At 69.7% G+C, this 21,986-nt stretch carries 14 protein-coding genes; all 14 read right to left on the bottom strand.

The annotated features are described in order from the left end of the window. Positions 1–17 precede the first annotated feature (17 nt). Positions 18–1,283, bottom strand: a complete 1,266-nt coding sequence (locus BG90_RS21475; RefSeq protein ID WP_010120721.1) for a hypothetical protein — start codon at positions 1,281–1,283, stop codon at positions 18–20. 15 nt (positions 1,284–1,298) lie between these two features. Continuing rightward, positions 1,299–3,503 carry a type VI secretion system Vgr family protein gene (locus tag BG90_RS21470; protein WP_010110612.1) on the bottom strand — a complete coding sequence of 735 codons (2,205 nt, stop codon included), beginning with the start codon at positions 3,501–3,503 and terminating at the stop codon, positions 1,299–1,301. Next, positions 3,500–6,154, bottom strand: coding sequence for a type VI secretion system ATPase TssH (gene tssH / locus BG90_RS21465; RefSeq protein WP_041282386.1), 2,655 nt, complete (start codon positions 6,152–6,154; stop codon positions 3,500–3,502). The genes BG90_RS21470 and tssH overlap by 4 nt, the downstream gene beginning before the upstream one ends. A 12-nt stretch (positions 6,155–6,166) precedes the next feature. Further along, a complete protein-coding gene (gene tssG, locus BG90_RS21460) occupies positions 6,167–7,369 on the bottom strand; it encodes a type VI secretion system baseplate subunit TssG (RefSeq protein WP_045568384.1) in 1,203 nt (400 codons plus the stop codon). After that, positions 7,333–9,204, bottom strand: a complete 1,872-nt coding sequence (gene tssF, locus BG90_RS21455) for a type VI secretion system baseplate subunit TssF (RefSeq protein ID WP_010120738.1) — start codon at positions 9,202–9,204, stop codon at positions 7,333–7,335. The genes tssG and tssF overlap by 37 nt, the downstream gene beginning before the upstream one ends. Before the next feature lie 4 nt (positions 9,205–9,208). Beyond that, on the bottom strand, positions 9,209–9,769 hold the full coding sequence (gene tssE, locus BG90_RS21450; RefSeq protein ID WP_010110619.1) for a type VI secretion system baseplate subunit TssE: 561 nt from the start codon (positions 9,767–9,769) through the stop codon (positions 9,209–9,211). Between the two features lie 18 nt (positions 9,770–9,787). Beyond that, the gene (locus BG90_RS21445) at positions 9,788–10,279 is read right to left on the bottom strand and encodes an Hcp family type VI secretion system effector (protein WP_010110620.1); all 492 of its coding nucleotides are present in this window, start codon (positions 10,277–10,279) and stop codon (positions 9,788–9,790) included. A 56-nt stretch (positions 10,280–10,335) separates the two neighbouring features. Then, a complete protein-coding gene (gene tssC / locus BG90_RS21440; RefSeq protein WP_010110621.1) occupies positions 10,336–11,844 on the bottom strand; it encodes a type VI secretion system contractile sheath large subunit in 1,509 nt (502 codons plus the stop codon). Continuing rightward, the gene (tssB, locus tag BG90_RS21435) at positions 11,837–12,412 is read right to left on the bottom strand and encodes a type VI secretion system contractile sheath small subunit (RefSeq protein ID WP_010110622.1); all 576 of its coding nucleotides are present in this window, start codon (positions 12,410–12,412) and stop codon (positions 11,837–11,839) included. The genes tssC and tssB overlap by 8 nt, the downstream gene beginning before the upstream one ends. 62 nt (positions 12,413–12,474) lie before the next feature. Then, entirely contained in the window at positions 12,475–13,491 is a 1,017-nt protein-coding gene (gene tssA, locus BG90_RS21430) for a type VI secretion system protein TssA (RefSeq protein WP_010120740.1), read from the bottom strand. Between the two features lie 52 nt (positions 13,492–13,543). After that, positions 13,544–16,102: a serine/threonine protein kinase gene (locus tag BG90_RS21425; protein WP_045568383.1), complete on the bottom strand. Its 2,559-nt coding sequence runs from the start codon at positions 16,100–16,102 to the stop codon at positions 13,544–13,546. A gap of 135 nt (positions 16,103–16,237) precedes the next feature. After that, the gene (gene tagF / locus BG90_RS21420; RefSeq protein ID WP_081469883.1) at positions 16,238–17,050 is read right to left on the bottom strand and encodes a type VI secretion system-associated protein TagF; all 813 of its coding nucleotides are present in this window, start codon (positions 17,048–17,050) and stop codon (positions 16,238–16,240) included. Beyond that, positions 17,032–20,661 (bottom strand): type VI secretion system membrane subunit TssM, encoded by a 3,630-nt coding sequence (gene tssM / locus BG90_RS21415; RefSeq protein WP_010117760.1) that lies wholly within the window; start codon positions 20,659–20,661, stop codon positions 17,032–17,034. Before tssM ends, tagF begins: the two co-directional genes overlap by 19 nt. 2 nt (positions 20,662–20,663) lie before the next feature. Further along, positions 20,664–21,983 carry a DotU family type VI secretion system protein gene (locus tag BG90_RS21410; protein ID WP_010117758.1) on the bottom strand — a complete coding sequence of 440 codons (1,320 nt, stop codon included), beginning with the start codon at positions 21,981–21,983 and terminating at the stop codon, positions 20,664–20,666. Between the last annotated feature and the right edge of the window lie 3 nt (positions 21,984–21,986).

Genomic DNA, 21,986 nt, shown 5'->3' with positions numbered 1-21,986 from the left:
CCGCTCCCCGCCCGCGTTCAGCGTCCGCCGCGCAGCGCCGCGACCTTGTCGCTCAGCTCGCTGCGGCGCCGGTCGAACGCGCCGACCTGTTTGACCATCCATTCGACGACGAGCCGCAAGTTGCTGTTCAGCCGCATCGATTCGTCGATCAGGAGTCCCGCGTCGAGCGCGTTGAAGCCCGCTTCCAATGCGTGCTCGCGCTCGCCTGCCTTCTCCCAGCACACGGCGCTCATCCGCCACGCCTCGACGGTCATCAGCGCGTCCTGCGCAGCCGTCGTCGACGCCGCCGCGCGCTCGTAGCAGTACGCGGCCGGCGCGAACGCCTTGTGCGCCAGATGCACGCTCGCTTCGCCGAACAAGCCGTTCGCGACGAGCTTGGGCCCCGCCGGATGCCCTGCGCCGACCGCGCGCTCACCGCTTTCCGTCGCCTGCCGATACGCATCGAGTGCGCGTTCGTGATCACGCCATTTCAGATACGCAGCACCCGCTATCAGGTGCACGACCACGCATTGATCGAACCACTGCTCGCGCTCGGCGATCTGCAGCGCCGCTGCGCGCAATCGTTCGAGACGCGCCGGATTGCCGTCGCCGATCGTCTCGCTCAGTTCGACGAACAATCGCCTGAACTCGCCGTTCGGCCCGCGCTCGCCGGATTCCGCGAGCAATTCGCGCGGCACGCTCGCCATCGTGTAGCGTCCCTTCACGATGTGCGCGGTGCTCGAATGTTGCTGTTGCAGCGGCTTGAGCGGTTCGGCGTCGATGCGCGGCAACACGAATCGCACGCGCGCGCCGAGTCTCGGCGAGGCTTCGATGACGTCGAGCAGCTCGCCGAGCCAACGCGCGAACGCCGCATCGCCGCGAACCTGCGCGGGCTGCAACACGAAAACCATCGCCGGAAAGATGTCCGGATGGTGCTGTATCAAGCTGTCGGCGACGCTCAGAAAACGCAGAACCGGATGTCCGCCGTCGTCGCGAGGCGGTTGCCAATCCGCACGCAGCCCTTGCGCGTTCGACGCATCGCGCCGGCTGTCGTAAAACCCGATGAGCTCGTCCGTCAGCGCCGGCGCGTAATGTGCGCCATCGACAAAATCCGAACGCATGACGATCACCGCGCTCGACATCTCCTCCTGCGTCTGGAAATAGAGCTGCACGAGTTGCGCGTCGGCTTCGTTCGTCTGCCAGATCATCAGCCTTGCGGCCCGATCCTTCGCGAAACCTTGCCAATCCGTGTGCGCATCCATGAACCTGCGCTCCACGGGATTCGTGGGTTGCCAGTTCTGCATGATCCTCGCGCCCCGTCAGGGGTTCAGTTTCAGTATCGTGCCTTCGACCGTGTGCTCGCCCGTCGCCGACGACGTCACCGTCTTGCCGCGCACGCTATGGCTTCCGCTGGCGCTCGATTCCACCGTGACGCCGTTGATCGTGATCGTGCCGTCCTTCTTCAGCGTGATGCTCGCATCGCCGCAAACGAGCGCGATCTGATCGCCCGCGCCGACGTGCACGTTGTTCTTCACGCTCATCGTGTGGCTCGCGCCGACGTTGACCGACTGCGAATCGCCGACGTTGAGCACGTGTGCTTTCTCGATCGTCGACGTTCGCGAGCCGATCTCCTCGGCGTGATGCTCGGCGACGGCGGTTTTCATGCTTTTCGAAGTCGTCTGATAGTGCTGGGTGACATTCAACGTCTTGCCCAGCCCGATCGTTTCGGTCTTGTCTTTCGCGACCGTCTCCACGTGATTGCCGCCGATCGTCGCTTCGCGATTCGCGCCGATCGTCACGGCCTCGTTCTGTCCGACCTGCCGCGTGCGATTGCCCACGACGCCGTGCGTCTCGTTCCCGCCGATCTGCGCGACGCGATGTTTCCCGATGTTCACCGTCTCGTTCTGCCCGACGCTTCTCTGCCGGTTGTTCGTGACGCTCATCGTCTCGTCGTTGCCGACCGAATGCGAATGATCGTGGCCCACCGACAGCGTGTGGTCCTGCTCGGTCTCCGCGTCGAAGTTGCGTTCCGCGTGCATCCATAGCTGCTCCGCGCCCTTCTTGTCCTCGAAACGAAATGCGTTCGAATGCTCGGTCGTGCCGCCCGGCGACGAGCGCGACAGCAGCCCGCTCTGCGTCGCGCTCCCAGGCAGCCCCCACGGCGGCATCTTTTCGCCGTTGTACACACGCCCCGTCACGATCGGCTGATCGGGGTCGCCATTCAAAAAATCGACCACCACTTCATCGCCGATGCGCGGAATCTGCACGCCGCCGAAGCCGCCGCCCGCCCACGGGCTCGACACCCGCACCCAGCACGACGAGTTCTGGTCGCTCTGTCCGTAGCGGTCCCAACGAAATTGCAGCTTCACGCGTCCGTACTGGTCCGTCCAGATTTCCTCGCCCTTCGGGCCGACCACGGTCGCCGTCTGCGGGCCGTTCGTGCGCGGCCGCGGCGTCGCGCGCGGCGAGCGATACGGCAGGCTCGACGGCTGCACGAGCGTCTGCGATTCGTGCACGACCGCCTCGTTGCCGCTGTCGGTCGCGTATGCGTTCTCCTGAAACCGATACTGGCAGCGCACAATCAGGTATTCGCGGTTCTGGTCGGCGCGCGGGCAATGTTCGAGCGTGAACAGATAGCCGGGCGCGATGCCGCGCACGTCGGTGCGCGCGAGCGCGCGCTCGTGCTCGGCCTGCTGCTCTTCGAGCCGCACGCGGCTGTAATGCGCGCCCGGCTCGTCGTCGCGATAGCCGCCGGGCCATTCGAACGACGCGAAGCTGTCATGATCGTGGCCGCGCGGATCGATCTTCTGCGCGGACAGATCCGCGCGCGGCTTCGTGTAGTCGTAGTCGCTCGTCTCGTGCTTGCCGATGCTCACTTCCTGCGCGGGCAGCCAGCTGTCGATGTGCTCTTCGTCGGCGATCGCGGTGCGGTCGCGCGCGATGAACGGAATGTGCTCGTAGCCCGGCAGCGCGACGTGCGACGACATCGCGTCGCACAGCATCAGCGTATGCGTCTGCGCGGCGTGCTTGAAGTAGTAATAGATGCCTTCGAACTCCATCAGCCGCGACACGAACGCCGCGTCGGTCTCGTTGTACTGCACGCAGTAGTCGCGCGGCGTGTACGTGTCGGTCAGATGGTTTTCAATCGGGAATCCGTACGATGCGAGCACTTCCTGCACGATCTCGGGCACCGTCTTGTTCTGGAAGATCCGGCAATCGGAGCGGCGCGTCGCGAGCCACAGCCACGGACGCACGATCAGCTGGTAGCCATAATGGCGCTCAGCACGCCGCCCGACGAGCGACGCCCGCGCGACGATTCCGTTCAGATAGCGCTCCGATTCGTCCTGCTGCCGGATGCGCACCGTCACCGGCTTGCCGAGCAGCGCCTTCAGCGACAGGCTGTGATTGTCGGCGAGCGCTTCGATCTGGAAGTCGAACATTCGCCCGAGCGCTTCCTCGCCGTAGAGCCGGTGGAACTTCAGGTCGTCTCCGTGCAGGCTGTCGAGTGTGAACACGCGGGTCACGTCGCCCCCTCCTCTTCGAATCGATAAACGAACTGGCCTTCGTCCGCACTCACTTCGATCCCCGACAACGCGCGCCCTTCGATCGTCGCGCGCAGGATCTCCTGGCTGATGCGTGGCAGCACCGTATGCGTGAGGATCGCGTCGACCATCCGGCCGCCGGACTCGATCGTCCGGCAGCGCTCGACGATCAGCGCGGTCGCCGAATCGGCGCAATGCAGTTCGATCCCGTGATGCGCTTCGATGCGGCGCTCGATGCGTGCGAGCTGCAGCGCGACGATCCGCGCGAGCATCTCGTCGGTCAGCGGGTAGTACGGCACGACGGTCAGTCGTCCGAGCAATGCGGCGGGAAACACTTCGCGCAGCGGCGCGCGCAGCGCGTCGGTCAATGTCTGCGCATCGGGCAGACGCTGCGGATCGCGGCACAGCTGAATCACGCGTTCGGAGCCGACGTTCGACGTGAGGATGATCACCGTGTTGCGAAAGTCGATGTAGCGTCCCTCGCCGTCTTCCATCCAGCCTTTGTCGAACACCTGAAAAAATATTTCATGCACGTCGCGGTGCGCCTTCTCGATTTCGTCGAGCAGCACGACGCTGTATGGCCGCCGCCGCACCGCTTCGGTCAGCACGCCGCCCTGTCCGTAGCCGACGTAGCCGGGCGGCGCACCCTTCAGCGTCGACACCGTGTGCGCCTCCTGGAATTCGCTCATGTTGATCGTGATCGCGTTGTGCTCGCCGCCGTACAGCATGTCGGCGAGCGCGAGCGCGGTCTCGGTCTTGCCGACGCCGGACGGCCCGCACAACAGGAACACGCCGTGCGGCTTCGCGGGATCGTCGAGCCGCGCGCGCGCCGTCTGAATCCGCTCGGCGATCAACTCGACCGCATGCCGCTGGCCGACGACGCGCTCGGCGAGCGTATCGGCCAGCTTCAGCACCGATTGCATCTCGTCGCGCACCATCCGGCCGAGCGGGATGCCGGTCCAGTCGGACACGACGGCGGCCACCGCGTGCGTGTCGACCGCGGGCAGCACGAGCGGCGTCTCGCCTTGCAAATCGGCGAGCTCGCGCAACGCGGTCGAGAGCTTCGCCTGCACATCCGCGCGCGCCGTCGCATCGAGCGCGCGCGACGGATCGTCGTCGAGCAGCGAAGCGCGCCAGTCGACGATCTTGTCGAGCGCGTCGCGCTCCGCCTGCCAGCGCGCATCGAGCGTATCGAGCACGGTCTGTTCGCTCGCGATCGACGCGTCGATCGCATCGAGCCGCGATGCGTCGCCCGCGCCGAGCGCGCACTCGCGCCCGATCAGCTCGCGCTCGACGCGCAGACTGTCGATCCGCCGCCGCGCATCCTCGATCGGCGCGGGCACCGCGTGCTGGCTCACGGCGACGCGCGCGCACGCGGTGTCGAGCAGGCTGATCGCCTTGTCGGGCAACTGCCGCGCCGGGATGTAGCGATGCGACAGCGTGACGGCTGCCTGCAGCGCGTCGTCGAGCACGAGCACGCGATGGTGCGCTTCGAGCTTCGCGGCGAGCCCGCGCAGCATCGTCATCGCCGCATCCTCTTCGGGCTCGCGCACCTGCACGAGCTGGAAGCGCCGCGTCAGCGCCGGGTCCTTCTCGATGTACTGCTTGTATTCGGACCATGTCGTCGCGCCGATCGTGCGCAACAGCCCACGCGCGAGCGCCGGCTTCAGCAGGTTCGCCGCGTCGCCCGTGCCCGCCGCGCCGCCCGCGCCGACGAGCGTATGCACTTCGTCGATGAACAGAATGACGGGCCGCTCGCTCGACGTCGCCTCGTCGATCACGCCGCGCAGGCGGCTCTCGAATTCGCCCTTCACGCTCGCGCCGGCCTGCAACAAGCCGATGTCGAGCAGATACAGCTCGACGTCGCGCAGCGGCGGCGGCACGTCGCCCGCGACGATGCGCAGCGCGAAGCCTTCGGCGACCGCGGTCTTGCCGACGCCCGCCTCGCCGACGAGGAGCGGATTGTTCTGCCGGCGCCGCAGCAGGATGTCGACGATCTGGCGAATCTCGCTATCTCGGCCGACGACCGGATCGATCTCGCCCGCCCGCGCGCGCGCCGTGAGATCGACCGCGTAGCGCGCGAGCGCCGAGCCTTCGCGCGCCGACGCCGGCTGCGCGCCGCCGCCCGCCGATGCGCGCGCGGCGGGCGGCGGCGCTTCCGGCGAACCGTCGACGATCTGCCCGAGCTCGTTGGCGAGCACGTCCGGCACGATCCGCTCGAAGTCGCGCGAGACCGCGTACAGCACGTTGCGCAGCTGCGTCGTCTTGACGATCGCGAGCAGCAGCACCGCGCTGCGGATCTGCGTCGCGTCGTACTTGAGCGTCGCGTAGACCCACGCGCGCTCGACCGCCTCGTCGATGTGCGCGGACAGATCGGACACCGAACCGGCGCCGCGCGGCAGCCGGTCGAGCGCCGCGACGATCCCGCGATCCACCGAAGCCGCATCGATGTCGAAGCGGCGCAGCACGCGATGCACGTCGCTGTCCGGGCGCTGGAGCATCTGGTTCAACCAATGCACGAGCTCGACATAAGGATTGCCGCGCAGCCGGCAGAAGCCGGTCGCCTGCTCCAGCGTCTCGTAGAGGAAAGCATTCAGCTTTCCGAACAAGGTCACTCGGCCGATATCGGACATGGCGGTTTCCGTTCAGGCAGGTTGTCGATGGAGCGCAGCGGCGTCGGCGGCCCGATCGGCCGCCGGCGCTCGCGCGCTCGTGATGCCGGCGCTCGCGCCGCGGGCGCGGCGGGCGCGCGCGTCGTAGCCGAGCACGAGATCGCGCGCGGGGCCGGGATCGAGCCGCTCGCCGAGCCACGCGGTGCGGCCGAGCCCGTGGCGGCTGCCGAGCGCGAGCGCCGGCACCTCGTCGTGCGCGAGCTCGAGCTGCACGTCCCAGTCGAATTCGATGCCGACGTATTCGCGCACCCATTGCGCGAGCTGCCGAGCGTGCACGCCGCCCGGCAGGAACTGCCGGTATGCGTCGAGCGTCAGCGGGCCGAGCACGATCCGGAAGCGCGACTGCGCATCGCGCACCGCGCAGCCGAGCACGGTGCCGCCGAGCGGCAGCGTCGGCCGCGTCGCGCGGATCGCGCAGCGCTGCGCGCGGTCGAGCATCACCCATTGCGGCACGTGCTCGACGATTCGCGCGCGCACGCCGAAGTAGCGTCGCAGGATCTGCACGAGCCCTTCCGGATTGCGCGTGTGCCGCACCAGATGGCCCGCATGGAAATACTTCGCGTGCGGCGCGAGCGCGTCCGCGGCGCGCGACGCGTCGCCGGACGGCTCGCCGCGCCGCCCGATCAGGCTCGCGACGTACGTGTCGAACCGCGCGCGCGCCGGTCGGTCGAGGCTGACGGTCGGCTGCGCATCGGCCCACGCGCGGTAGAACAGCAGGATCAGCCGGTGATGGAACAGATCGGCGAACGCGGCAAAAGTCGGATCGTCATGCTGCTTCACGCGCTCGTACGCGTATTCGGTCAGATGCGACGGCAGCGGCCCGTTCGGCCCGAACAGCCCGAAGCCGTGAATCGCGATGCGCGGCCTCGGGCCATCGTCGCGCACGCCGGCCAGCATCGCCGCCGCGAACGTCAGCGACGGCGCCTGGCCGAGCCGCACCGGCTCGTCGTGCGGCCGCGACGCATAGCCGAACGGCGCGTGCTCCGGCGACAGCGCGTCGAGCCAGCGCAGCGCCTGGAACAGGTCGTAGCCGTGCGGCGCGGCGCGCAGGCGGCGCCACCATGCGTCGCGGCGCGCGGCATCGGCGCTTGCATTTGCATTCGCGCCCGCGTTCGCGGCCGAAGGTTTCGGGTTCGTCGTCATATCGCGGGCCGCCTGCCGACGCGCGCCGGCCATTGCGCAAGCCTGCCGCGCTGCGCGCTGCTCAGCACGCATTCGGCGAACGAGTTGATCGACACGTGCCGCGCGAAGAACTGCTCGAGCACCGCGCCGAGCAGAAACGGGCTGTCGCCGGAGAATGCGTGATCGTCGACGGTCACGTCGACCTGCACGCCGCGCCCGAACATCAGCGGCCCGGCGGCGGGCAGCCGGCGAAACACCGGCGTGAACGCGACGCGATGCACGCCGTCGATCTGCCGGCGCATCGCCGCATCGGCCGGGTCCGCGTGCAGGCCGAGCAGCTCGCGCAGCACGCGCGCGCCGTCTTCGTCGTCGACGTCGGTCAGCGTGTGGCGCGCGAGCCCGAGATGGCTGACGAGCCGCCACGCGGTCTGCGCGTCGGCGATCGGCGGGCGCGGCCGCGACGGCCCGCGAATCGGCGCGATCCGCTCGACGGGCGCCGACACGCGCAGCGTGAACGTGTTCGCGTCGCCGGGCGGCTGCAGCAGCACGAGATCGCGGTTCGTGCACAGCGTGTCGACGGACAGATAGCGCATCGATTCGTCGTACGGCGCGCAATCGCTGTCGACGAGCGACACGTACGTCTCGCTGCCGACGTAGCCGGTGCGCGTGCCGTTCGCGCGCGCCTGCGCGGACACGAGGCGCGGCTCGCGGCGCACCGTGTAGTACGCGCCGTAGTTGCCGTCGTCGCCGGCGAACGACGCGTGGAACGGCCGGAACTCGCGCACCTGCCCATCGTCGCGCTGCTCGCTCGCGAGCCGCTGCACCGCGTAGACCTCGTAGTCGAGCGGCCGGCTGCGGTCGACGACGACGTGATGCTCGCGCGCGCCCGGATGGATCGGAATCCGGTCGGCACGGCGCGCGAACAGGTTCACGGCCGGCGTGCAGTTCAGCGCGAGATGCCGCGCATCGACGCTGTTCTCGAGCGCCGCGTCGTGCCGGTCGAGCAGCAGCGTCAGCTCGAACTCGTCGCCCGTCGCGCGCGCGAGCGCCGGCCGCAGGCCTTCGACGCTGAAGAACAGGAAACGCGCGGGAAACGCGAAGTACTCGCGCAGCAGCCGATAGCCCTGGAAACCGCGGCCATCGTCGGGCAATAGCGCCTGGCCGGCGTCGAAGCCCTGATGGACGATCGCGCCGGCGCCGAGCACGTGCAGCCAGCGCGGCGGCTGGCCCGTGTCGTGACAGACGACGCCGATCGTGTGCGCGGCGATCAGTTCGAGCAGATGCAGCGCGTCGCGCTCGGGGCCGGCGAGATGGAACATCAGCCGGTCGATCGGCAACTGCGCGAGGCTCGCGCCGCCGCGCGCCTTCAGCCGGATCCGCAGCGCGCCGCGCACGTCGCGGCGCGCGGCCGTCGCCGAGCGCGGCAGATACGCGGGCGCGCCCGTCACCGCCGCGGCCGTCAGTTCGAGCGGCCACAGCGTCAGATCGTGCGCGGTGCGGAACTCGCACGCGGTCTGCTCGGACGCGGCCGGCCGCGCGCGCAGCGCGGTGCCGGCCGGCAGCCGGTAGCCTTGCGCGAGACTGCCCTCGTTCATCATCGGCGTGAACCGCACGATCGCCATCGACGGGATCGGCGCGACGTAGCCGGGATACACGGCGTCGAGCAGCGTCTGCGTGAAGCGCGGAAACTCCGCGTCCATCTTGAGCTGCACGCGCGCGGTCAGAAAGCTGAAGCCTTCGAGCAGCCGCTCGACGTACGGATCGGGCGGCCCCGAATCGTGCATCCGCAAGCGCGCGGCGGCCTTCGGAAACTGCTGCGCGAACTCGCCGCCGAGCTCGCGCAGATACGCGAGCTCGCGGTTGTAGTACTCGAGGAGGCGCGTGTCCATCGCGTCAGCCTCCCGCCGCCGATTGCAGCGACATCGCGCCCGTCTCCAGATCGAGATCCGAGCGCAGCACGAACTCGACCGGATGCGGCACCGACCACAGCGTGCCCTTGATCTCGAACATCAGCACGTTGTGCCGGCGCTCGCCCGCCGCGCCGTCCGGCGCGTCGAGCACGCTGCGGACCTCGACGCTGTCGGGCGCGATGCGCGGCTCGAAGCGCACGATCGCATCGCGAATCGACGCCTCGACCGACATCCGCTCGACGCCGGACATCGGCTTGCCGACGAGCGGCCGCATCCCGTAGTTGAGCACCGACGCCTGCGCGTGCGCGAACGCCGACCAGTCGACGAAGCCATCCTCGCCGTTGCGCGTGTTGAGCAGCCACGACAGATCGCGCAGCACCGCCGCGCGCAGCCGGTCGCCGCCGATCGCCTGCGCGTCCGGCGGCTCCGTGCGCCGCTGCGGTTCAGCGTCGGTCAGCCGGTCGAGCAGCGCGGGCTGCAGCCGGTCGCGTGCGGCGCGCATGCCGCCCTCCCGGTCGCGCCGGGATCGCTCGTCGTCGTCCATGATCCGCGTCCCGTGCCGTCACATCTCGGCGTTTTCCTTGATGTTCCAGCCGACCGACACTTCGGCGCCCTTGCCGCCGCTGTCGGTCTGCTGCCAGTACTGCTTCTTGACCTTCGCGGCCTGGAAGCCGTACTGCATCATCAGCCGGTCGGCCGCGTCGCCCGGATCGACGCCCGCGATCTGCGCCGACGTGACGAGCACCTCCTGCAGCGTCACGCGCATGAACTCGATCTGCGAGCCGCCCGTCTTGCACGCGGAGATCTCGACCGTCGACAGGTGCTTGCCGCTCGCGCAGTTCTTGATGATCGCCGGCGCCCCCTTGTCCATGTAGGCGGCGACGACGAGATCGTTGAAGCTCGCCTTGCCGGCGTTGCCGCCGCTGCCGCTCGCCATCGCGCCCGGTTGGCTCGCGCCCCACGAGAACGACTGGATGTCGGTCCAGCCCTTGTGCTGTGCGTCGGCCGATTCGCCGGTGACGCCGTCCACTTTCATAAACATTGCCACGCCCATCGATCTCTCCGTCCTGGTTGATTGGGGGATGTCAGTCGAATGTCAGTCGGTGACGCTCATTCGCCCGCCGCTTTCGCCGACGGCAGCTTCGAGATGAGCCGCAGCGACACGGTGAGCCCTTCAAGCTGGTAATGCGGCCGCAGGAAGAACTTCGATGCGTAATAACCGGGGTTGTCCTCGATCTCCTCGACGACGACCTGCGCGGCCGCGAGCGGCTTGCGCGCCTTCGTCTCCTGCGACGAGTTCGCCGGATCGCCGTCGACGTAGTTCATGATCCAGTCGTTGAGCCAGCGCTCCATGTCGTCGCGCTCGCGAAACGAGCCGATCTTGTCGCGCACGATGCACTTCAGGTAGTGCGCGAAGCGGCAGCACGCGAACAGGTACGGCAGGCGGCCGGACAGCCGCGCGTTCGCGGTCGCGTCGGGATCGTGATACTCGGCCGGCTGATACAGCGACTGCGCGCCGATGAACGCCGCGAAATCCGAATTCTTCCGGTGGACGAACGGCATGAAGCCGTTTTTCGCGAGCTCGGCCTCGCGGCGGTCGCTGATCGCGATCTCGGTCGGGCACTTCTGGTCGACGCCGCCGTCGTCGGTCGGGAACGTGTGGCACGGCAGCCCCTCGACCGCGCCGCCCGATTCGACGCCGCGGATCGACGAGCACCAGCCGTACAGCTTGAACGAGCGGTTGATGTTCGCCGCCATCGTGTACGCGGAATTCGCCCATGTGTAGCGTTCGTGGCTCGCCGCGTCGGTGTCTTCCTCGAAGTCGAATTCGTCGACGGGATTCGTGCGCGCGCCGTACGGCAGCCGCGCGAGGAAGCGCGGCATCGCGAGCCCGACGTAGCGCGAATCCTCGGACTGGCGCAGGCTGCGCCACGCCGCGTACTCGGTGTTCTGGAAGATCTTCGTCAGGTCGCGCGGATTCGACAGCTCCTGCCACGAATCCATCTGCATCAGCTCCGGCGACGCGCCCGCGATGAACGGCGCGTGCGCGGCCGCCGCGATCTTCGACAGCTCGCCGAGCATCTCGACGTCGGGCGGGCTGTGATTGAAGTAGAAATCGCCGACGAGGCAGCCGAACGGCTCGCCGCCGAACTGCCCGTATTCCTCTTCGTAGACCTTGCGGAACAACGGGCTCTGATCCCACGCGACGCCCTTGTAGCGCTTCAGCGTGCGCGCGAGCTCGTTGCGCGACGCGGGCAGCGCCTTGATCTTCAGCAGCTCGTCGGTCTCGGTGTTCGTGACGAGATAGTGAAGCCCGCGCCACGCGCCTTCGAGCGTCTGGAATTCCTGGTGATGCAGGATCAAATTGATCTGCTCGGTCAGCTTGTGGTCGATCTCGGCGATGATCTGCTTGACGCTGCTGTACGCGTCGGTCGTCATGCCGACCGTATGCTCGAGCGCCTGCTGCGCGAGCGTGCGCACCGCGCGCTCGACCGATTCGCGCGCCTCCGCGGTCTTCGGCTTGAACTCCTTCTGCAGCAGCGCGGCGAACTCGTCGCGCGCGACGACGGGCTGCGCGGCCTCGCGAGCGTCGGCCTGGGTTTGAGCGCGTTCATTCATGGCGAATCTCCGAATCGTGCGCAACGTCCGGCGCCGCCTGCGCGCCGTCGCCGGCAGGCGCGGCGAGCGGCTGACGCACGAGCGACTTCAGCAATTCCGGATCGTTGATCGCGTTTTCGATCAGCTGCTCGGCGCCGTGCTTGCCGTCCATGTACGACAGCAGGTTCGACAGCTCGGTGCGCGCTTCGAGGAGGCGCCGCAGCGCATCGACGTTGCGCGCGATCGCGGCGGGCGAGAAGTCGTCGATGCTCTCGAACGTCATGTCGACGTTGAGCATCCCGTCTCCCGACAGCGTGTTCGGCACGTGGAACGCGACGCGCGGCGCGACCGATTTCATCCGCTCGTCGAAGTTGTCGACGTCGATCTCCATGAACTTGCGCTCCGGCAAGTCCGGCAGCGGCTCGGCCCGCTTGCCCGCGAGATCGGCGATCACGCCCATCACGAACGGCAGCTGGACCTTGCGCTCGGCGCCGTAGGTCTCGACGTCGTACTCGATCTGCACACGCGGCGCGCGGTTGCGCGCGATGAATTTCTGCCCACTGGCCGAAGCCTTGTACTTGTTCGTCATCGTTTGCTCCTCTGCATCAGGTTGCGTCGATCAGGTCCGCCGCCTTCGCGGCGGCGCTCGCATCATTCGCTCCGCTGGCCGCTCAGCATGTCGAGCTTCGGCAGGCTCTCCGGAGCGAGATCCCGGATGATTTCGTAGAAGTCGAGCGACAGCAGCCGCTGCGCGCGCCGCAGCAGAATCGGCGCCGGGTGGCTCGGCTCGTGCAGCTCGAAGTAGCGGCACATCTTGTCGAGGCCGAGCTGCACGTCGTCGCGGCTCGTCACCTCCGCATCGCGCCATGCGCGGCCGTTCGTCGCGGCGTCGGCCGCGTCGGTCGCGGCCGCTGCGCCCGACGCGTCCTCCGCTTGCGGCGCGGCGGGCGGCGGAAGCCCGTCGCGCACGATCCGGCGCAGCGCCTTCTCGAAGTCGCTCGTGTCCGGCGCCCATTCGCCGCCGAGCTTCGACGCGACATGCGCACGGATCGCATCGAGCGCGTCGAGTGCGGCGAACGCCGCCTGCACAGTCGGCTGCCCGCCGTCGCGCGCGCGCGTCAGATCGGCGATCAACCGCTCGCGGCCGCCCGGATACGGCTCCGCGCCCGCGTCGCGGCCGTCGAACACGCGCTCGGCGTCGCGCACGCTGGGCCCGCCGTCGAACAGCGCCTGCCGGCGCGCGGCGCGCGCGCAGTCGTGCGCGCCCGCGACTTCGGCCAGCGCATTCATCCGCAGCGTCGGATCGTGGTCGCCGTCGGCGTCGAGGCGCGGATGCACGTCGTCCCACCATCGGTCGAGCATCCCCGCGACGACCTTCAGCCCGTCCGCATAGCCGGGAATGCCGCGCAGCTCGGTCCAGCTGCGCGCCAGATACGCGGCGACGCGCAGGTCCTTCGTGCGCGCCGACAGCTCGAGCGCGAGACGCTCGACCGCGCCCCAGTCCGGCGCCTCGGCCGGAATCACGGTATCGCCGTACTGCTGCTCGGGATGCGGCGTCGCGCTCTCCAGCAGCCGCAGGAAATCCTGCTCGTATTCGAGATTCGCGCCGCACGGCGCGTCGGGCGCGACGCCGGCGAGCAACGATTCGATCAGGTCTGAACTCTGCATGGGCCTTCCCGTGGATGGACCGGAGCCGGCGGCGCGCGCCGGCACGTCGACGTCACTCGAACGCATAGTCGATGTTGACCGGCTTGCTGCCCGGATCGATCTTCACCGTGCGCCGCAGCGGCGGCAGCGCGCCGTTGCGGATCTCGATCTGATAAACGCCCGGCGCGAGCGACAGCGACCGCAGCGGCGGACTCGCGCCGCGCCTCACGCCGCTCACGTAGATGTCGCCCCACGGGCGCACGTGGAAACGCACGGGAATCGTCTCCGACGTATCCGGCGGACGCTGGTCGGCCGCGGCGGCGGCGGCGGCGGCCTCTGCGGCGACGGACGTCGACGCGGGCTGCGCGACGCCGCTCGCCGACGGGTTCGCGACGACCGTCTCCGTCGAATCGAGGCTTCCCTTCGGCGCGATGTTCGTGGCCGGCGCGTTTCGGGAGGGCGCGGCGCCCGTGTTGTTCGCAATCTGCGGCGCGGCCGGCTGCGCGCTTTGCGGTGTCGCCTGCGGCGCGGACTCGCCGCCGACGGTCGTCGCGACCGTCGGAGCGGGCTCGTGCACGGCCGTGTCGGCGGACGCGGGCGCCGGCGCGGCGGCCGGAGGCGGCGCCAGCGCGGGCTGCGGCTCGCGCTGCGCGAGTGCTGGCGCGCTGCCGCCAGGCGCGGGCGTCGCGGCCGGCGATGGCGGCACGCTCGCGTTCGTCGCCGTCTCGACGTCGCGTGCCGGCTTCACGAGATACGCGGCGCCGATGCCGATCGCGATCAGCACGGCAAGCGCGCCGCCCGCGTAGGCGATCGTCCGCCGATCGCGCAGCCGCCGGCGCATATCGCCGAGCGGCGCGGCGCGCGCGTCTGGGCGCGGCGCGGCGGAGGCGGTCGCGGCGGTCGAAGCGTTTGTGGTCGAAGCGTTTGCGGTCGAAGCCCCGGCCGAACTCGAAGCCGCTGCCGCCGACGCCGACGAAGCGCCGCCCCCCGCGACCGCGGCAGTCCCGACGGCATCGCGCGCGCGCGGCGAATCGGAGACAGGCGGCGCGTCGGGCTCCGGCGCTCCCGCTTGCCCGTGCCGCGCATGCGGGCCGGCCGATTCGGGCGCCGGCATGCCGTCTCGCGGCGAAAACGCGGGCTTCCGCGGCGACGACTGCCCGCCGGCGCCGGTCTTCCGGGCCGGGAACACGTCCCGGTCGCTCGCCTGTTCGCGCTGTGGTTGTCGAGACGTTCGTTCGACGCCGGGCTGTGCAGGCGCTGCGTCTCCGTCGCTCGCCGGCCGATGCGGCGGCGATTGCGCCGCTCGCTCGGCGTCGGATCGCGCGGATATCGCGTCCCGGTCGCCCGCTTGCCGATTCGATTGCGCGTGCGCTATGCCGGATTGCGCGGACGTCGCGTCACGATCGCCGGCCTGCTGACGTGATTGCGATTGCGTCGTCTGCTCGACGCCGGCTTGCGCCGCCGCGTCTCTATCTCTCTGCCCATGCTGCTGCGGCTGCGCAGCTTGTGCGGCATCGGACCCTGCCGCCGCCGCGCCCCGATCACCTTCTTGCTGACGCGGCCGCGACTGCGCCGCTTGCTCGACGCCGTGCGGCGGCGCGGCCGTCGCGTCGCGATCGCCCGCCGGCTGACGCGGCTGCGTCTGCGCCGGCGGCATCGCCATCGGCGCGACATAAGGCGGCCGATCGAATTCGCGCAGCCCGAGCTCCGCCGCGAATTCCGCGACCGACTCCGGCCGATCGGCGATCCGAAGCTGCAACGCATGATCGATCGCCGCGAGAAACGCGGGGCTGTACAGCTCGCGCGCCGCCAACTCGCGCGTCGCGAGCGGCCGATAGGTGTCCTTGATGCTGCGCACGACCGCCGCGGGCGGCAGCTCGCCCGCGACCATCGCATGCATCACCGCCCCGAGCGCGTACAGGTCGGTCCACGGCCCCTGGCTGAACGCCGGATCGTCGGTGTATTGCTCGATCGGCGCGTAGCCCGGCTTGATCATCATCGCGCTGTCGTCGACGAGATCGCCGATCCGTTTGCGCGCCGCGCCGAAGTCGAGCAGGATCGGATTGCCGTCGGGCCGGATCAGGATGTTGTCGAGCGCGATGTCGCGGTGGAAGCACTGCGCGCGATGCAGCGTGTCGAGCGCGCCGAGCAGCGCGGCGACGATGTTGCGCAACTGCGTCTCGCCCATCTGCAGGCCGCCGTCGAGCAGCTGCTTCAGCGTGCGCCCTTCGTAGAACGGCATCACCATGTACGCGGTGCCGTGGCTCTCCCAGAAATGCAAAACCTTGACGAGCCCCGAATGATCGAACTGCGCGAGCAGCCGCGCCTCGTTGAGGAACGCGCCGCGGCCCGCGTCGAACGCCTGCGCGAAGCGCTCCGAGCGCAGCGACACCGTGTAGTCGCCGCCGCGCGTCGCGAGCATCGACGGCATGTACTCCTTGATCGCGACCGCGCGCCGCAGCGTGCGGTCGAACGCGCGATAGACGATCCCGAAGCCGCCGACGCCGAGCACATCGTCCAGTTGCAATTCGCCGAGACGATGGCCGAGCGGCAGCGGCCGCACCGCAAATTCGGCGGCTGCGCTCCGGGTCACGGTCTCTTGCTCGTTGTCTCTCGAATATGGGTCCGTCATGTGCCACCTCTTGATCCCGCGAACCGCGGCCGGATCGCGTCGATGTCGCGAGCCGGTCCGTCGCGTCATGGCGCGCGGCACGCGCGCCGCTTCGCTCCGCGCGCCGTCGTTACACGCCGTCGTTACGCGCCTTCGCTATGCGCCGGACTGGACGCCGCCGAACAGCCGCACGAACAACCGGCTGTCCGGCGCGCCGGTATGCGCGTGCGTGCGCAGCGGCGATCCGTCGGCGCGATTGGTCCACCAGAAGCTCGTCGCGCCGTGCGGATCGAAGTACTGGGAAAGTCCGGGCCACGCGGGCGTCGCGGGCGGGGCCGGCAGCGGCTGCGCGAGCGAATCGTTCGCCGCGTTGCCGCTTTCGCCTGCTTCATCGCTTTCACCGCTTTCGCCGCTTTCGCCGCTCCAGCCACTCCGGCCGCTTTCGCGACGCCCGCCGCCCGCGCCCCCGTACACCGTCGATTGCGCGGCGCCCGGCATGAGCCGCACCTTCGCGAGCGTCTGCTCGAGCTGCACCGGCGCGCGCGCGTGCCGGATCGCATCGAGGAGCGCGCTGCCGACCTGCCAGTAGAACGCGTCGGCGACGTCCGGCAGCCCGCTCCAGTAATCGGCGGTGCGCATCGGCAGCGTGACGATCACCGGGTAGTAGCGGCCGACGCGATCGCAGCTCGGCGCGAGGCAGCCGGGCTGCACGCACTGCGCGCCCGCGCCCGCCGGAATCAGGAAGTTCCAGACCGGCGCGACCGTGTAGTAGCGCTCGATCTCGTCGGCGCCGCGCTGCCGCATCGCCGTCATTCCCTGCTGGAGCCAGCGTTCCCACCAGCCGGCGAGCTCGTGCGACAGCCGATGGTTGACGAAGTCGCCCGCGCCCGGGATCTTCCCGTACCAGGCGGGCGGCTCGCCGTCGTACGCGAGCGTCGTCGGCGTCGTGCTCATTGCTTCGGAGGACATGTAAAGGACTCCATCTGCGGCAACCGGAATGGATTGCGGACGCTGCTCGCCGTCACCTGCAGCACGATCGGCTTGCCGTCGACCGAGAATCTCGCGACCATCTGCTCGGGCCCGCGTCCGCCCGACACGCCCGCGCGATCGAACAGGCGATGCAGCGCCCAGGGCCCTTCCGTCATGAAGCCGCCCGTCGCGCCCGCCTGCCCGGTCACTTGCAGCCGCACCTGATTGCTGCCGCGCGTGCCGGGCCACTGCACCGCGGTCGGCACCTGCGGGCCGTGCGCGTAGCGGACGATCTGGCCGTCGATGTCGAGCACCATCTCCGAGATCGACGGGTCCATTTCGAGCGGCACGATCTCGACCTTGATCTGTGCGGTCCGCGCGCCGCCTCCGAAGTAGACGTCACGGATCACCGAAGCCTTCTCGAACGCACCGAGCATCGCGGCCGCCGACGGGTCCGCGTCGGCGTTGCGGTTGTTGAAGCGCCACGGATGCGCAGTCGTGTCGACGAGCGATTGCAGGTTCTTCTGGAAGAAGTCCTCCATCAGGCCGCCCGCCGCGAACAATTGCGCGAAGTCGGACGGCGCGACGTCGCGCGACGAGCCGCGCGCGAACGGATAGCGCCCGGCGATCGCCTGCCGGCAGAAATCGCCGACGTTCGCGCCCGCGCGCTGCGCGACGTTGCGCTGCTCGACGCTCGCGACGCTGCCGTTCGCGACGTTCGACAAGTCGTCGAGCACCTCGCGGAACGGCGTCGGCAGCCGGCCCGCCTGCGCGCGCAGCCGCGCGGGCGCGTCGGACGGCGGCGGCGTCGCGCCGCTGCGCAATGCGTCGTCGGTCGCGGTCAGGTACGTGTACAGCGCGTCGATCGCCTTCAGCACCGCGTCGAACGACGCCGCCTGATCGCCGCTGCCCGGCGCGAACGCGCGCAGGCCCGCGAAGTGGCTGTCGACGATCTGCTCGGGGCTCGCGGGCGCCGCGGCCGCGGCGCCCGCGTCGCCGCCCGGCTGGCCCGCGAAGATCTGCGCGAGCGAGCTGCGCGCCTCGTCGACCTTGTCCTGCGCGCGCGACGCGAGGTTGCGCGCGCCGCCCGGCGCATCGCCGAGCGGCGTGTCGCGCGCGAGCGCGACCATCAGCCGCGTGAGCGGCGAATCCGCCGACGACAGCGTCCGCGCGACCTGGATGCTCTGCGTGAGCGTCGACGTGCGCTGCAACCGGATGTCGGCCAGATAGTCGTCCCAGGTCTTGATGTAGTCGTTCAGATAGAGCTGCCGGATGTCGCGCGCCCACGCGGCCGCGTCGTTCGGGTTCGGAATCTCGGACGCGCCGAGATTCAGCACCCATACCTCCTCGCGCCCGTACGAGTCGATCGCGCCGGGCAGCCGCGGCGCGAACACGTTCCGATAGCCGCTGCGCGTGTAGAGCCCCGGCACGCCGTCGGCGAGGCTCTTGCCGCTCTGCCGCCGGTAGACGAGCGACGCGTCCGGCCCGACCGTGCGCGCGACGCTGAAGTCGTACGACGTCGTGCTCGGGCGCAGCGTGCGCGCGAGCTGCCGGTACAGGCGCTGCGAGAACGGCACCTGCCGCAGGCGCTCGCGGACGTCGGCGACGAGCCGCTCGTTCATCGGAAACGGCGACACCGCGACGCGATTGCCGAACAGCGCGCCGAGATGCGAGCGCAGCGCGCTGCGCTGCGCGGGCGAGAAATCGGCGGGCAGCGCGCGCTCCATTTCGAGATCGACGACGGCCTGCACGAACGCGGGATCGTAATGCGCGCTGTCGTACAGCATCAGATACGCCTTCAGCGCCGCGTACGCGTATTCGGCTTCGTCCGGCTGCGCCTCGCGCAGCGCCGCTTCCATCCGGCTCGCGGCGATCGGCAGCAGCACGTCGTCGAGCGCGCGCCGATAGACGACGTCGCCCGCCTCCTCGATCTTCTCGCCCTGGAACAAGCCCCAGCGATACGCGAGCGGCGGATGCCGCAAGTCGACGCCGCCCGCGTCCGGCAGGCCGCTCAGCTCGTCGAGGACGGGCAGCAGCTGGACGATGTCGGCCGCGCCCGTGAATTTCGCGCGACTGATCTGCGCATCGACCGCGGGCACGCGCGCGGCGACCTGATCGAGGTAGTCGCGATTGCGCGAGTAGCTGCGCAGCCACGCGAACAGCACCGCGACGCACAGCAGCACGAGCGCCGCGTAGCCGACGATCTGCAGCACGCGCTGCCGCTGATGCCAGCGCAGGTTGCTGCCGGCGAGCGCCGCCTCGCGGAAGATGTGGTCCTGCAACAGCGATTTCAGGAAGAAGCTGCGCCCGGTCGAGCCCGCCTGCGCGACGGGCGGCACGCCTTCGATCTTCAGGAAGCGCTTGATCCCGCTCATCACGCGATCGAACGCGGTGCCCTCCTGCGTGCCGCTCGTCAGATAGACGCCGCGCAGCATCGGCATCGGCTCGAAGCTCGACACCGAGAACACTTCGGCGACGAACTGGCCGAGCATGTCCTGCAGATCGGCGACCTGCTGCGGCAGCAGGTAGGTCATCTCGCGCTGGTGCGCGTCGGTCTGCGACGCGAGCAGCTCGGGCAGCCCGTCGTTCAGGCGCTTGTGCAGCAACCGGTATTCGCGATCGAACGCCGCGCGCAGATCGAAGCCGGGCGCTTCGCTCTCGGCGAGCGGGAACGTGAAGCCCCACACCTGCGCGCATTCGGCGCGGCCGAAGCCGCTGAAATATTCGGCGAAGCCGGCGAGCAGATCCGCCTTCGTCACGAGCAGGTACACCGGAAAGCGAATGCCGAGCTGCGCGCGCAATTCGAGCAGGCGCTTGCGCAGCACCATCGCGTGCTGCGTGCGCTCCGCCTCCGACGCGCCGAGCAGATCGGCCACGCTGATCGTCAGCATCGCGCCGTTCAGCGGCTGGCGCGCGCGGTACTTCTTCAGCAGATCGACGAAGCCTTTCCATTCGGCCTCGTCGAGCGCGCGGTTGCTCTCGTGCGTCGTATAGCGGCCCGCGGTGTCGATCAACACCGCGTCGTTCGTGAACCACCAGTCGCAATGCCGCGTGCCGCCGACGCCGCGAATCGCCGCGCGCCCGAACTGCTCGGCGAGCGGGAAGCTCAACCCCGAGTTGACGAGCGCCGTCGTCTTGCCCGAGCCGGGCGCGCCGATGAACACGTACCACGGCAGCTGATACAGATATTGGCGCGACATCCGCTCGAGCCACTGCGGCAAGCCTTTGCGCACGGCGTCGGCGGTGTCGAAGCGGACTTTCTTCAGGAGCGTCGCGGCTTCGTCGAAGCGGCTGCGCAGCTCGTCGAGCTGCGCCTGCGCCGGGTCGCCCGTCGCGGCGGCCCGCGGCGTCGCTTCGCGCAGCTGGTTCAGCAGTTGCGCGTTCAACTGGCCCGCGCGCCAGTTGCGCCACGCGATCCGCGCGCCCCACGCGACGAACAGCGCGACGATCGCGAGCCCGCGCACCCAGCCGCTCTCGAACGGCCGGACGTCGGCGAACGCGAGCAGCGGCCCGGCGAGCCAGATGAAGAACGCCAGCACGACGAGGCCGGCGAACGTCCAGATTTCCCGCGACGGCAGCGGGCGAACGATGCGTGCGACAGCGTGGCTCATGCTCAGGGCGTCTCCTTCGTCGCGCGCGCGGCGTCGCTGCCGGGCGCGAGCATCAGCGTGATCTCGACGCGCCGGTTGCGCGCGCGGTTCGCGGGCGAATCGTTCGGCGCGACCGGGTCGAGCGTGCCGCGCCCTTCGGCCGTGATCCGGTCCGGACGGTCGAGCCGCGCGGCGATCAGGCCGCGGACCGCTTCCGCGCGCTCGCGCGACAGGTCCCAGTTCGACGCGAAGCGCGCGGTGCGGACCGGCGCGTCGTCGGTATAGCCGCTCACGCGCACGCTGCCCTGCACCTTGTTCAGCGCATCGGCGACGCGGATCAGCACCGGCATGTAGCGGTCGATCACCGACGTCGAGCCCGATTCGAACAGGCCGTCGCCGCGCAGCACGATCACGCTGCGATCGGCTTCGTCGCGCACGGTCACGAGGCCCGCGGCGATCTCCGGCTCGAGGAACTTCGCGACGCGCGGCGCGGGCGCCGGATGCGGCGCCGGCTGCGCGGGCTGCAAACGCGGCACGTGCAGCGCGTCGATCGACGCGAACAGCCGATCCGAGTGACCGGCGAGCGCGACGCGCAGGCCCGCGAACACGCCGAAGCCGACGAGCAGCGCGAGCGCGACGCACACCCACAGCGGCACCGTGAAGCGCCGCGTGACGTCGCGCGTGACGACGTCGCGCCAATGCGGCGACAGCGCCGGCTCGAATTCGCCGCGCACCGAGCGGATCGTCTGCGCGAGCTGGCGGCGCACCGCGTCGAGCTGCGCGCGGCCGTTGTCGAGCACGCGATAGCGCCCTTCGAAGCCGAGCGCGAGACAGAAGTAGAGCAGCTCGAGCAGGTCGAGATGCTGGCGCGGCTGCTGCGACAGGCGTTCGAGCAGATGGAAGAACTTCTCGCCGCCCCACGTCTCGTTGTGGAACGACACGAGCAGACTGTGCGACGACCACACGCTGCCGCCCCACGGCGTCAGCGCGGCGGCTTCGTCGAGCGCGGTGCAAAGGCAGTAGCGCGCGCCGATGATCGCCTCGGACGCGATGCCCGCCTGCTGCGCGCGCTCCTCGAACTGCCGGATCTCGACGACGAGATGCTCGCGCAGCCACGCGGGGTTCGGATGATGGACGGTCGAGCGGATCTGCGGCACCAGGTTGAGCAGCGGATTCGCGGCCGCGACGAGCGGATTCGTGCCGCTCGCCGCCCAGCGGCCCGGCCTCGGCTGCGACGCGGCCGAGCCGGCGGGCGCCGACGCCGCGCCCGGATGCGTGCCGCCCGGATTCGGCGGCACGAACCCGCCCGTGCCGGCCGAGAACGAATCGGAAGAAGAGTTCATCGC

Origin of the sequence: Burkholderia oklahomensis C6786, assembly GCF_000959365.1 — a bacterium.
Classification (GTDB): Bacteria; Pseudomonadota; Gammaproteobacteria; order Burkholderiales; family Burkholderiaceae; genus Burkholderia; species Burkholderia oklahomensis.
The sequence above is the reverse complement of the archived record's forward strand: the minus strand, read 5'-3'. Positions and strand labels throughout refer to the sequence as shown.

Bases quoted from the DNA above. Each gene is read 5' to 3' on its own strand.
- BG90_RS21475 (WP_010120721.1), bottom strand. From the start codon at position 1,283: ATGCAGAACTGGCAACCCACGAATCCCGTGGAGCGCAGGTTCATGGAT.
- tssH (WP_041282386.1), bottom strand. From the start codon at position 6,154: ATGTCCGATATCGGCCGAGTGACCTTGTTCGGAAAGCTGAATGCTTTC.
- tssG (WP_045568384.1), bottom strand. From the start codon at position 7,369: ATGGCCGGCGCGCGTCGGCAGGCGGCCCGCGATATGACGACGAACCCG.
- tssF (WP_010120738.1), bottom strand. From the start codon at position 9,204: ATGGACACGCGCCTCCTCGAGTACTACAACCGCGAGCTCGCGTATCTG.
- tssE (WP_010110619.1), bottom strand. From the start codon at position 9,769: ATGGACGACGACGAGCGATCCCGGCGCGACCGGGAGGGCGGCATGCGC.
- BG90_RS21445 (WP_010110620.1), bottom strand. From the start codon at position 10,279: ATGGGCGTGGCAATGTTTATGAAAGTGGACGGCGTCACCGGCGAATCG.
- tssC (WP_010110621.1), bottom strand. From the start codon at position 11,844: ATGAATGAACGCGCTCAAACCCAGGCCGACGCTCGCGAGGCCGCGCAG.
- tssB (WP_010110622.1), bottom strand. From the start codon at position 12,412: ATGACGAACAAGTACAAGGCTTCGGCCAGTGGGCAGAAATTCATCGCG.
- tssA (WP_010120740.1), bottom strand. From the start codon at position 13,491: ATGCAGAGTTCAGACCTGATCGAATCGTTGCTCGCCGGCGTCGCGCCC.
- BG90_RS21425 (WP_045568383.1), bottom strand. From the start codon at position 16,102: ATGACGGACCCATATTCGAGAGACAACGAGCAAGAGACCGTGACCCGG.
- tagF (WP_081469883.1), bottom strand. From the start codon at position 17,050: ATGTCCTCCGAAGCAATGAGCACGACGCCGACGACGCTCGCGTACGAC.
- tssM (WP_010117760.1), bottom strand. From the start codon at position 20,661: ATGAGCCACGCTGTCGCACGCATCGTTCGCCCGCTGCCGTCGCGGGAA.
- BG90_RS21410 (WP_010117758.1), bottom strand. From the start codon at position 21,983: ATGAACTCTTCTTCCGATTCGTTCTCGGCCGGCACGGGCGGGTTCGTG.